Source organism: Rhodopirellula sp. JB055 (assembly GCF_043100905.1).
Lineage (GTDB): Bacteria > Planctomycetota > Planctomycetia > Pirellulales > Pirellulaceae > Rhodopirellula.
In genome coordinates this window covers 1-12,110 of record NZ_JBICHO010000249.1, presented here as the reverse complement: position 1 = coordinate 12,110, position 12,110 = coordinate 1, and the positions used below count along the sequence as shown (strand labels likewise).

The window sequence follows — 12,110 nt, the reverse complement described above, 5'->3', positions numbered from 1 at the left end:
TACCCAATACAAAATCCTTCCGTTTCTCGAAGGCAACAACATCTATGAGCTTGGTCGCGACGACCCACCGTACTGGCCGAACGTCGCGAACAATGGTGGCGAGGATGACGTCGCTCAGGCATTGGTCTCGACTTACTATTGCCCCTCACGCCGTTCGCCAAAGGGGTACGGAAGTGCTTTGTTTGGAAGGGTCGACTACGCGGGATGTGCGGGGTTCTATAGCGGTCGTCCTGATTCGACGATCGATTACATCCCGGAAGCTCCGTTGGGGGCCCCAGCCGTTTCGACCCGCTCAAAAACCAATGGTGGGTTGGAACCATACAAAGGTGGCGCGATTGTGTGGCCAGGAGAGGGCGATAAACGAACTTTGGCTGATATCCTGGATGGAACTTCGAACACGATCATCTTCGCGGAAAAGTCGCTCCACACATCACAACATGGACGCGATGGTGGCGACAACGAACGCTGGAACAACGCTGGTTGGGACGAATGCGTGCTGCGTTGGCACTTTCCGCCAAAGCACGACAGTCAGACGGTCGCGCCCGTTCCACCGCAAGCCTACAATGCCTTCACCAATTGGAATCGCTACTTTGGTGCGGCTCACCAATCGGGCCTGAACGCCACTTTCGTTGATGGTTCGGTTCGTTTCTTTTCCTATAACGTCGACGCAACCCTTTGGAAAAACCTGTGTGTTTGCGATGACGGTGAAGTCATTGGGGGAGAATCGCTATGAGTCAACTCAAAACAACATCGCTCTGGGCTTTCCTTGTTATCTGTTGTGGCATCAGCGGATGCGGCGGAGGTGAGGCTCCGCCACCGCTTGGTGAAGAACTGCGGCAACAGATTGAGGAAGAAGACAAGCAGATTGCGGAAGGCGAATCGGCTCTCTGACCCAACGTCGTTTCTACGGCAACAAGCAACGCAAAGATTTTGCGTTGCGAAGCGGACAGCGGCGTTCCACAGCGCCGTTCGGAGAGAAGGATGGTGCACACAATGGAAATGAAACGATCGAAAGATGAACGTGAAATCAAGCATTGACACCTGTCGGAAAGGGATGCGTTTTGACGTTGCATTCTGTGTGACGTTCCTTTCCTTGATGCCCCTTGGTTGCGATCGCAGTTCCCCAGTCCCAGTTGCTTTGAATCAGCGAATGGAGACTCAGAAACCGGAGGGGGCACCAGACGTGATGGAGTTCGCCGCGTGGCGTCCGTTCTTCACAACAGACGCCGGTGTGGTCACCGGCAGCGACATGATCGGCTCCGGTTTCGCGTTTCAGATGCGTGAGGATTCGAAACCTGTCTTTGTGACAGCGTTCCACTTACTCGGAACCGCCGGTGGGCTGGAACGAGACCTGCATCCTGGGGATCTCAGTGACTCGGTCGAAACGACTTTCTTGAGTGATGTATTTGGTGCGACGGATGGGGTGAAACAAATTGGTGCTCCCTATCAACCATGCGACCAGGACACTGCACAGGAATTCGTTGACACGGACGTGGTCGCGTTTGACCTGGTAGGTAGGTTCAAGCCGACGATGTTGGAACTGTCAAATCATCCTATTCAGCTCGGGCAGAGGCTTTGGATGGTCACTGCAGTGTTTGCTGGGGCCTCGCCCAGTCAGAAGTGCCATGCAGTGAAGGTGCTTGATGTCAAAGGTGGAAAAATTCGATATCGGTTCGAGAACGACCGTTTGTCGTTGAAGGCAACCGACGGAGCGCCGCTGCTTTTTGATTCCGGCAAGGTGGCAGGAATGCATCAAGGAGGCTCAACGGATGATGAAGGGGTCTTTGGCCAGGGTGTTTCATCCGAAGCATTGCGTCAGGCAATTGATTCGATGTGTCTCGAAGAATAAATGGATCGACCAAATTGATTAGCAGTCTGTTGATTGAGTCAGCCGGAACACGATAGCGCCCGGTTCGTCTCCAGTAACGTTGGGCGAGTGCCTGTCGGCTGATCCTCCGATCTGGGAAACGTGATCGACCAACAGCCTGTTGGGGCTCACTACGGTGAGACGGTGGTGGGTTCTCGGATGGCGATGCCTTGGGGGACGTTGCGGCTTTTGGCTTCGAGGATCAGGTTGAAGTCTTGGGATTGATTGCTTTTCAGGACCAACTCGTAATCGATGGTTTCACCCGGCTTCATCGTTTTGATCTCGGTGAAGTACATCGTGTTACCGCTGCGGCTCAAACCCGATAGTTCAGGGCTTTTTGTCTGCACGAGACGCTCGACGCTCACTCCCGGCGGGATATCAAAGTAGATCTGGACTTGCGAGTCGAGCAGGTCGGTGTCGTTGGTGATTGCGACCGCGTATCGAATCGGATCGCCAACACGAGGAGAGATGTCGCGTTGCAGCACTTGCAGTCGCAACACACCGGCTCGCGAAGGGGTGTTGTTTCCAGGGATCGGCGTGCTCTGGCCTGCGTTGGGGTCGGCCGGGGCCGTTCCGGGACCGCCGGGAATGTTCGGCGAGGGGCTGACGGGCGGCAATGCTGGGCCAGGCGTCAGCGGCGCGTTGCTGGGTGCGGCAGGGAAAATCTGCACATTGTCCGAGACGCTGTTGGTAGCACCTTCTTTGCTCTCGGCGGAAAACACGATGCGGCTGCTTTGAGCCGTCGTTTGGGCTTCGAACTCGGTTTCCAGGACGACAGTTTGCCCAGGGGCGATTTCAGGAATTGTCCATGCGATGACATACGGGGTATCCAGCACATACGAATAATCCGTCGTCGCTTGGCGTGGGATCAACTGGATGTCGTACGTCATCGAGGCTCGCACGTTGGTCAACGGGATCTTGCCCGAATTGGTCACCCGTCCTGTCGCCAGCACGCGATCCCCAACCGACATGCGGTCACGGACTTGCAAATTCGCGGTGACAGCAGGCGTTGGCGGAGCAGGATTGATGGCGATCACACAGGATTGAGCCTGAGCCCGTTGGCCTCCCGCGGCCAAGGCGACCACATCGATGCAACGCTGCCCCGAATCGGTGGGCACGAACGTGACGCTGGTGGACCAGATCTCGCCGGGTTCCAATGGGCCATCGGTCTTCTCATTGCCAACTTCGCGGCTTTGGGTTGCCGTGTGTGTCATGGCGTTGTCACCGGTCGCTTGCAACTCAACGTTCTGAAGCGGTCGATCCCCCGTGTTCTCGACTTCGATTTCGAAGTTCACAGGATCGCCGGCGGTGACCCGATCGGTCTTGGGCGAAACTCGCAGGGCCAATGCCGGACGGAAGACATCAACGCGAACCGTGTCTTCGGCGATCAAACCGGAGTCACCGGTGGCTCGGAAGGTGAGATTGAGTGCACTGGGAGACGTGAGATTGACGGCCAAATCGAGTTGCTGCTGAGCCGGCATGGTGCCGATGTCCCAAACGATTGTGTTCGTGAAGACTTTGGCAAACGCGTCGGTGGAAACAATTCGCACACCTGCGGGAAAACCAAGTTCGACTTGGACGCCCGTTGCGTCTTGGTCGCCAGGATTTCGCAGGTTCGCGAAAATGTCGAAGGGGATTTTATAGGAAGCGACTTCGGGACCGCCGGCTTGCAGTTCCAGTTGCGGGCTGCTCCAGGTCACATAGGCTTGCCCACGTCCGAGTGTCAGATCGGGCATGTTGTCCGACGTTCCACCGGGGCGGATCACGCGAACGTCGATGATGGCATTGCCGCTGGTTCCAGGGACTGGTTCCAGGGTTGCTCGAGCGTCGCCGGAATCGTCGACGTTGACTTCCACGACCGAGGAACCACCGGTGCCCGCGAAGGTTGCCAGTTCGGGGTTCATGATTTCGTAGCGGACTTTCCAGCCACGTGCGGGCAGGCTGCCTTGAGCCCGTGTGACTCGGGTGACCAAGTCCACCACCGTGCCGGCTTGAACGCGTTGCGGCGAGGGGAATTGCCACCGAGCGTCGACCCAGTAGATTGTCGCGGTGGCTTTTCGTTGATCCCAGCAATCACTCTCGGGAGCCAACACGGTCACGTGACTGGTTCCTTCACTGGGGCTGCTGACCGTGATGTAGGTCTGGCCCTTTTCGAGTTTGATGTCATCGGCGGCATTGGAATTGCCGCGCGTGACCACCATCTCTTTGGTGCTGGTCACACCGCGAGCGAACCCGGGCGATTCTTTCTTGGCAACGGGAACCTTGGTCAAGCGATGAACCAAACCGGGATCGTCGTCGCCGACTTCGATGATGTTGCCGACACTGTCCCGGGTCATCATCCATTCGAGTGGTTCCCCGGTCAGCAAGTAGCCGTCGGTGCCACAAATGCCTGAGAGCAACATGACTTCGCCACCGACGGGAGCCACGATCTTTTGTGGCGTCAGCAGGATGCAACCTCGGTCACCGCGGGGCGGCAACTGGCAAGCTTTTTGAGCCGTGATCTCGGTGCCATAAAGAACCGCGGGTGGTCCGGTCAGGCAATCGCCGGAGCAGCCAGGCCCAGGAACGCAGGGACCAGTGTCCGCGACGCCGCTGCCAATCGTGGCATTGGGATCGACGCACTGCGGTGGATCTTCGGGTTCGGGAAACGCAGGGTTGGGAATTCCCAAGCACGGCGATTTCAGACAAGTCCCCAGGCCTCGAAGGCAACCCAGGCAACCACAGCTTCCGTCTTCCAAGCAACCGGGTAGTGCCAGGCTGGTTGTGGTGGGAAGCGGTGAAAACAACGTTTCGCCCGTTGGATTGATCGCGGGCAAACGCAGGTTCGCACAACCGGACGAGAGCAATGCGGAAAACAAAACGCAGGCCAGCGTCAGAAAACGCAAGCGACCGACAATGGCGTGCTGGCCATTGCGGGGGCTTTGATCGTTCATGATCGTGTGCGTTTTCATCGATCCATCGGTCATACGTCGAGAAAGAATTCCGTCCGTAGGAAAGTTAGCACGCAGGGGGTGCAATGCTCGGGTTGGCAAGATGGAAAACGGAAATCGAGCGGATTCCTTGCAGTGAGATGAACGATCAGACTGGTGGTGCCGATTGTCCGGGGGATCGGCTACGCTTTCGCCATCAATCCCTTTCCTCGCACGCGTTGATTGAACCCTTGCAGGCTGAACCCACACTCACGGAAGACGAATCCCAGCCGATCCGGTTTGGCATCTTGGGCACCGGCCGTATCACTCGCCGGTTGGTCGCGGATTTACAATCGACGCCCGGTGCTAGCGTGACGGCGATCGCCAGCCGGACATCCGAGCGAGCCCGTTGGTACGCCGATTCGTATGGCATCGCGAATGCTGTTTCCGGTTATGCGGAATTGATCGCTCGTGACGATGTCGACGCGGTGTACGTGGCGTTGCCGCCATCGTTGCATGCGGAATGGATGATGGCGGCCGCGGGGGCTGGCAAACATGTGCTGTGTGAGAAACCGCTGGCAACAACATCTCAGGCCACTCAGGATATGGCGGACGCGTGCAAGAACGCACGAGTGCACTGGCTCGACGCAACGGCTTGGCTGCATCACGACCGCACGGACATGTTTCGGCGGTGGTTGAAAGGGGCAACTGTCCCGCAAGGCGAAGCGGACTTTCGCCTTGGTGCACTGCGGCATGTCAGCTCGGCGGTCTCGTTTTTCAATCCGTTTCAATCCGGCGACCATCGCCAGGACGCTTCACTGGGCGGCGGGTGTCTGCTTGATTTGGGATGGTATGCGGCCGGAATCTTGCGTCTGGCTAACGATGGATTGCCCCTCACCGTGAACGCTCAAGCGGTGATGCGTGGCGGCGTTCCTTACCGAGTGACCGCGATGATGAATTTTCCAAACGAGGTGTCGGCAACGATGTCGTGTGCCTTTGACACCGCCACGCGCAAATGGTTTGAAATCGCCGGCGAAGAAGCCTCGATTGTGTGTGATGATTTCACTCGGCCGTGGCCGGACAAACCTGCTCGGGGATGGGTGCACGAAGCATCGGGCAAAGTGCATCCGTTCAGTTGCGAATGTCACCAAGAGCACAACATGATTTCGCGATTGATTGGTTGGATCAACGCGACTGAGCAAGACCAACAACTCTGGGATTCACCATCGCCTCCTTGGGCAGAGTATCATCGGCAGGCGCTCGAGACGCAGCGGATGCTGGAGGCGACGGAAACTTCGATGACGACGGGCCAAACGGTGACGCTATGATTTTGATTCAAGCCATCATTCAACCAACCAAACTATCCAACGTTCAGTCGGCTCTCGATGAAGCGGGGTTCAGCGACACGATCGTGGGCGACGCTTTGGGCTACGGACGTCAACGCGGGCAAACCGCCTTGTTTCGCGGCAACGAATACAAGATCGATTTGTTGCGAAAGGTGACGTTTGAAATGGTGATCGACGACGACGACTTGGAACCGATTGTCGAGATCATTCGAAACGCATCTCGCACAGGAACCGAGGGTCAGATCGGCGACGGAAAGATCTTTGTCTTGCCCGTCGCCAACGTGATCGACATTTGATTGCGATCGCTCACGGATGGTTCACTGATCAGCCCATCCGATGGAGGGTCATCGCGGATCGCTCGCCGTTGAGTGTCGTTTGGTCCATCCAATCTCGCAGGGCCGCCAGCGGGCTGATTCTTCCTTCCCGCATGGCTTGGGTGATCGCCGTGCCAATTTGATGTTGTGGATAACCAGGGACTCCCGTCGCGGGTTGCAATCCCATCCATTGACATCCCGCGACCAAGAACACTTCGCCCTGTTGCAGGTACAGGTGGCTGCTGGTGATATCGACGTTGCCGATGCAGGTTGTCTCCAAACTGCTGGTCCCGAGATCGCGATGGTTGCGATCCGATTCTCGGTCCAGCCAACCGACGGGTCGGTAACCAAACTTGGAGATCGCGAGCGTCGACCAGTCCCCGGTCGACGCCATCCTCGTTTCCCCTGATTCAGGATCGATGTGGGCGTAAAGCAATGAAACGTTGCCGTGCCCCTCGCCAGCGAAGGAGTGATCGCGAATTTGGAACAGCGTGTCGTAGGCTCGGCGAACCGCGTCGGCCGGTTGGTGCCGGTAACCCATGTGAGCCTGCAGGGCGGCTCGCACGACGGTCACATCCATCACATTGCTGAGATCGATCTGCGGATTTGCGCCGCCGTTGGGTTGGCAGATCGCGATGGCAATCTGACCATCGGGCAAGATGTCCCAGAGGTGCCAGCTTTGAGCCACATCCAACGGCGATTCAATCATGCCATCGGCGTACCAAGACGGGCAGATTTTGGTGCCCATGGGGAGGGTTTGGTGCTGCCAGATTGAAACCTGCTGTGCCAAGTCAAAGTTTTCGGGCTCCGTGTCCTCTGCGACGGCTCGATTGGTGAGAATGGAATCGTCGTTCTTATCATGCTCCGGTGCACGTGCTGGAAAGTCCGCGTCGAAGTCGTCGATGAGTGCGATGATGCCGTCGATTGCATCGATGGTGGCCGACTCTGGCGACGCATGCGAATCGGGTGACAAGTCAAACGAGATCATGTTCTCGTCGGATTCGTCTTCTTCGTCATCGCTGGTATCGACAAAGTCCGTGCACATGGATTCGGCATCTTCTTCATCGACGACGTGGCGGTCCAATTCGTCGTTATCCCATCCATGATGGAACTCCATCGCATCGGCGTCGAATTGATCGATCTCGTTTGGGTCGTAGTTGCCCGCCAAGAACTGAGCGTCTTGCAGATCAAGTTTGGCTGCCAGTCGCATGGTTTCTTCGTCATAGCCGGACAGCAGCGGCCATTGTTCCGGATCGGCTGTGTTGTCATTAGCCAAATCATCGTCTTGATTTTCAGAGAACAGCCCCAAGTCGTCTTCCGAGTGAAAATCGGTATCTCGTTGCAGGTCCGCAATCAACTCATCGCTTTTGACCAGTTGAGCTTCGATCGCGGATTCCAAGGCCGCATCCAACAAACTCTCGTCGTCGATCAAATCCAGATGGTCCCTCGAAGGGGCTTTCGGAGGAACTTCATCGGTGGATTCATCCGCGATCGGGCCAATCACGGAGTCGGATTCATCGACGGGAGGGCAATCGATGAGATCCGCTGAGGACGCGATGGTGCCGGGAGGGATAGCACCATCGACATCTTCCTCGACAGGGGCAGCTTCGTTGCTGGTGGGATTGTTCTCCTCAATCATCTCCATGTCGTCATGAGTCTCGGTCGGTGGGGGCGAGACATCACGGGAATGATCCAGGGTCACGTCGCTGGGCAGAATCAACCGGATGGAGGAATCCGGTGCGGCGTCTTGTTCTGCCAAGCGGAGCAACGTTTGCTGCAGGTTGGATGCGGCCAAACGGGCCGCGGCGGTGTGCACGTCGTTGAATGCCGTCACAGCGGCGGCATACAACCACATCGTGCCAATTGGCATCTCGGCTTCACCCAGGCACACGCAGATTCCGGCCGGGAAGGGTTCCGGACAACGCCACGTGCTAATGGGGCCGAGGTTCATGTCGTCAATCGCGACCAAGCCTTTGACCATGGCCTCCAAATCACCACGAGCACCACGAAGTGGACGCTGGGCCCCCAAGCGATCAGCGGGTGACAAACCGAAAACGAATCGAGTTGCCAAGAACTCCGTTTCGTCGTCGAGCAAGTACACCGCTGCCGCGGTCGTGCCGGTCGCCAACGTCGCGTCCCCGAGCAATCGATCGATGCATTCGGTTGGATCGGGACGGGAGGATTGACCGGCCGCCATGGTGGCTTGGATCGCCAGTTCCACTTGCTGCTGACGCAGGATCGCTTGCTGTGCCTGCAAGTGATCTGCCAAGTCGTTGGCTTGGGATGCCAAACGATGAGCGTCGCCGGAAGTCACCAACGCACGTTTGCTATGCGACTTCATCTGCGATTGCTTGGAGGAAAGCTTGGCAGAATCCGATGCATGATCGCCACGATGGACACGCAGAAAATTGGATGAGTTTCTGGACACAGCAGGTACTGGGTGAATGACAAGGGAGGGAAGTCAACAATGGCTTGACATCCTTGCCAATTGCCGCCTACACGAATCGATCGGCCAGTCGTTGCCGTTTCACTGAGGTGAATTGCCGGTAAGGTTTCACTTGTTTGCCAAGACGGCCGTGCATGCCGCACAACCCGACTGAACCGAAACGCTTGCGCTGGTACACTGCTCTGCCTGCGTTGGCGACGGGGCATTGGACCGCGAAAGCCAGCCTGCTTCGCGTTTTGTCATCATTCAGTAGGAAACCACAGCGTTGTTGAAGCGAGGATTGAATACCGCCGGACCTCTGTTGGCGCTGGTAGTCGTGATCGTGTTCTTTGCGGTCGCAGAATGGGCGACCGGGAGCGACGGCAACTTCGCGTCCATGGCATCGGTGCGATTGGTGGGCGTTCAAAGCGTCAAAATCGGCATCGCGTCACTGGGGATGACCTTGATCATCATCAGTGGAGGCATCGATCTGTCGGCAGGCACCGCGGCGGCGCTATGCGGCTGCGTCGCGGCATTGACGCTCGACAACGAATGGTCGATTTTCCCGGCGCTCGCGATGGCAGTCAGTGCGGGCGCACTGTGTGGTTTGTTCAATGGAGTCTTGATCGCGGGTTTGCGACTGACCCCGTTCATCATCTCGTTGGGATCGATGACGATCTTCATGGGGTTGGGCAAAAGCCTGTCGGATCAGGGTGGAACAATCACGCCGCCGGCTGACACGATCCCTGAATGGTTGTGGGCATCGGTGACACCGTTTCCCAACCCGGAATGGATCGCTTACCCGGTTGTGCCTAACTTTGGTTGGGGCGTTTGGTTGACGGTCGCATTGGCAATCGCGACGGCACTGTTGCTGCACCAGACCTTGTTTGGACGGCATGTGTTTGCGATCGGATCCAGCGAAGCGACCGCCAGATTGTGTGGCGTGAAGGTCCGCCAAACGAAAATCTTGGTCTATGTGATCGCGGGAGCGTTGTTTGGTTTGGCGGGCTGTGTCGACATCGCGCGACTCGGAAAAGGCGACGCCTCGGCCGGCATGGGGCTGGAGTTGGAAATCATCGCCGCGGTCGTGATCGGTGGCGGATCACTTTTGGGTGGCCGCGGCAGCGTGGTCGGAACACTGTGCGGCGTGTTGATCATGAGCGTGATCGCGCACGGTTGCACTTCGCTGGGATTGGAAAACCATATTGAAAACATTCTGTTGGGTGTGATCATTGTCGCGGCGGTTTACGTTGATCGCCTGCGAGCCCTCAAGAAAGATTCCGTATGACAACGAAAACCATTCGTCTTCTCGGCGCAGCGTTCTGGGCTGGGTGCTTACTGATCGGTGGTGGGTGGCTGATCGCTTCGTCACGAAGCGGGTCGCAACCGTTGGTTTCTGCGGTTTGGGCACCAATGGACTCGGTCGTGCTATCGGATCCAGCATCCGCTTTGAGCATTGGGGATGCGGCATTTTCGATGGATCCAGAGCGGGATGAGTGGCATCAGGTTGGGCACGTTCGGCAGATCAACCCGGATGCAAAAACGGCGACGTTGGCGTTGTATGAGCCGCTGAACCTTGAACGCAACAGCCCGTTTTGGGATCCCGAACATTCGATCCATGCGACCCTTCATCGTTCATCAGGCAGACTGGATGATGTGATGGCGACATTGTTGCCCCAACCCAAACGGGAGCAATTGGCGAAGAAAATCTCCCAGGCGATGCGTGAACACGGTGAAGAGATCAGTGAGGCGATGCTGCCACTGGTTTTTGAAACCGTTCGTCAGAGTTTGCCGGTCATCGAATTGGAATTGGCCGCCTCGCTGAAGCGGCACGACGCGGAACTGGAATCGATCACCACCCGCTTTCGCGAAGAGATCATCCAAGATCAGATGGTTCCATTGGTCCGCACGGAAGTGTTGCCGGTGCTGCGTCTTCATGGCCGAAAACCGGCAGAAGAGATCGGGCGTGAGATCTGGGGCAAGGCCTCGCTGTGGCGGTTTGGTTGGCGAGCTCTCTATGACAGTGCACCGCTTCCTGAACGCGAATTGCTGCGAGAGGAGTGGTCGCGATTTGTGGAGGAGGAAGTCGTTCCAATTGTCGAAGACCATCTTGATGAGATCGCGGCGGCGGTCGAGGCAATTCTGCGAGATTTGGCGGCCAACGATGTCCTGCGAGAACGACTCGGAAACGTTGCTCTGCAAATTGTCCAAGACGACGAGGCTCGCGATTTGCTTCGGACGATCGTGATGGAAGCTGTGGTTGAGAACGAACGGCTTCGTCAGGTATGGGTGGACGTGTGGACATCCGCTGAAGCTCGTGAAAAGCTCCGGATCGCAGGCGAACGATTGGAACCCGTCATTCGTGAAATTGGCGACGAGGTGATCGGAACGCGTCGTGATGGGATCGAGCCTGGGTTTGCTCGCGTGTTGCGGAATCAAATTCTGGGCAAGGACAAGGTTTGGTTGACGCTGAAAACTGAACCCCATTCGGGGGCAGATCCCGCCCAACCCATCGCTTTACGGATTGCAACGGATTTTACGCCCTATCCCGTCGTGCATCTGGCGTCCCCTGAGTGAAAGACGCTTCGCGTTGCATCGATCCTTGGTTAGGATGCGGCAAGCGTCATGTCATTTTTCACATCCCTGCAAGAATCAGCTTGTTGCCATGGATCCTCTGGACGAACCACCTGAAATCGCCAATCCGGAAGTGGACTTGCCCGACTCGGTCGTGGGCGAAGCTGAAAACCAAGCGTCTCAACTGGTGACCGATCAAGCGGTTGCTGCGGCAGCGGCACACACCGTTGAGGATCTCGAAGTGAAAGACGCCCATGTGATTTTCACCAACGTTTGGAACGATCTCGAAGAAGAGTACGGCCGCGAAAATTTGCGGTTCACCAAAGAGTTGATTCTGTTGGGCGGTGCGCCGGGATCGGGGAAGGGAACCAACAGCGGTTTCATCTCGAAAGCCCGCGGATTGACTTGCGAACCGATTGTCGTCAGCAGCTTGCTCGACACTCCGGAGGCCAAACGCATCAAAGAAGCCGGCGGAATGGTCGGTGACACGGAAGTCGTTGGCATTCTGTTCCGCAAGTTGCTGGAAGAAGAATACCGGGACGGCTGCATCTTGGACGGGTTCCCGCGAACCCGAGTGCAGGTGGAATGTTTGCACCTGTTGATCCAAAAAATGAATCAACTGTACCGCGAATATCACTCAACTCCGCTGGCCATAAATTTCCGCAAACCGACCGT

Annotated in this window: 10 protein-coding genes; 8 read left to right on the top strand and 2 right to left on the bottom strand. The window is 57.0% G+C overall.

Features of this window, described 5'->3' with window-relative positions; all coding sequences use genetic code 11:
- From ACF8AM_RS10295 to ACF8AM_RS10285, 3 genes are all read left to right on the top strand, one after another.
- A partial coding sequence (locus ACF8AM_RS10295; protein ID WP_392555559.1) for a DUF1559 domain-containing protein occupies positions 1–733 on the top strand: 733 nt, incomplete at its 5' end.
- On the top strand, positions 730–891 hold the full coding sequence (locus ACF8AM_RS10290) for a hypothetical protein (RefSeq protein WP_392555558.1): 162 nt from the start codon (positions 730–732) through the stop codon (positions 889–891). The genes ACF8AM_RS10295 and ACF8AM_RS10290, both read left to right, overlap by 4 nt.
- A gap of 259 nt (positions 892–1,150) precedes the next feature.
- Positions 1,151–1,849, top strand: coding sequence for a hypothetical protein (locus ACF8AM_RS10285; RefSeq protein WP_392555557.1), 699 nt, complete (start codon positions 1,151–1,153; stop codon positions 1,847–1,849).
- Positions 1,850–1,998: 149 nt separating this feature from the next.
- Here ACF8AM_RS10285 and ACF8AM_RS10280 read toward each other — a convergent pair whose 3' ends face one another.
- Positions 1,999–4,833, bottom strand: a complete 2,835-nt coding sequence (locus tag ACF8AM_RS10280) for a hypothetical protein (protein ID WP_392555556.1) — start codon at positions 4,831–4,833, stop codon at positions 1,999–2,001.
- Between the two features lie 50 nt (positions 4,834–4,883).
- Between ACF8AM_RS10280 and ACF8AM_RS10275 the strand changes: the two genes are divergently transcribed.
- Both ACF8AM_RS10275 and ACF8AM_RS10270 read left to right on the top strand, forming a co-directional pair.
- Positions 4,884–6,104 (top strand): Gfo/Idh/MocA family protein, encoded by a 1,221-nt coding sequence (locus tag ACF8AM_RS10275; protein WP_392555555.1) that lies wholly within the window; start codon positions 4,884–4,886, stop codon positions 6,102–6,104.
- Positions 6,101–6,418: a P-II family nitrogen regulator gene (locus ACF8AM_RS10270; protein ID WP_392555554.1), complete on the top strand. Its 318-nt coding sequence runs from the start codon at positions 6,101–6,103 to the stop codon at positions 6,416–6,418. Before ACF8AM_RS10275 ends, ACF8AM_RS10270 begins: the two co-directional genes overlap by 4 nt.
- 28 nt (positions 6,419–6,446) lie before the next feature.
- Here the strand turns inward: ACF8AM_RS10270 and ACF8AM_RS10265 are convergent, their stop codons facing one another.
- A complete protein-coding gene (locus ACF8AM_RS10265; RefSeq protein WP_392555553.1) occupies positions 6,447–8,864 on the bottom strand; it encodes a hypothetical protein in 2,418 nt (805 codons plus the stop codon).
- 298 nt (positions 8,865–9,162) lie between these two features.
- On the opposite strand from ACF8AM_RS10265, the gene ACF8AM_RS10260 reads away from it, so the two are divergent.
- The 3 genes from ACF8AM_RS10260 to ACF8AM_RS10250 form a co-directional block, all read left to right on the top strand.
- The gene (locus tag ACF8AM_RS10260) at positions 9,163–10,149 is read left to right on the top strand and encodes an ABC transporter permease (protein WP_392555552.1); all 987 of its coding nucleotides are present in this window, start codon (positions 9,163–9,165) and stop codon (positions 10,147–10,149) included.
- Positions 10,146–11,438, top strand: coding sequence for a hypothetical protein (locus tag ACF8AM_RS10255; RefSeq protein ID WP_392555551.1), 1,293 nt, complete (start codon positions 10,146–10,148; stop codon positions 11,436–11,438). The genes ACF8AM_RS10260 and ACF8AM_RS10255 overlap by 4 nt, the downstream gene beginning before the upstream one ends.
- An 88-nt stretch (positions 11,439–11,526) precedes the next feature.
- Positions 11,527–12,110, top strand: a 584-nt coding sequence (locus ACF8AM_RS10250) for a nucleoside monophosphate kinase (protein WP_392555550.1), incomplete at its 3' end; no start/stop codon positions are given.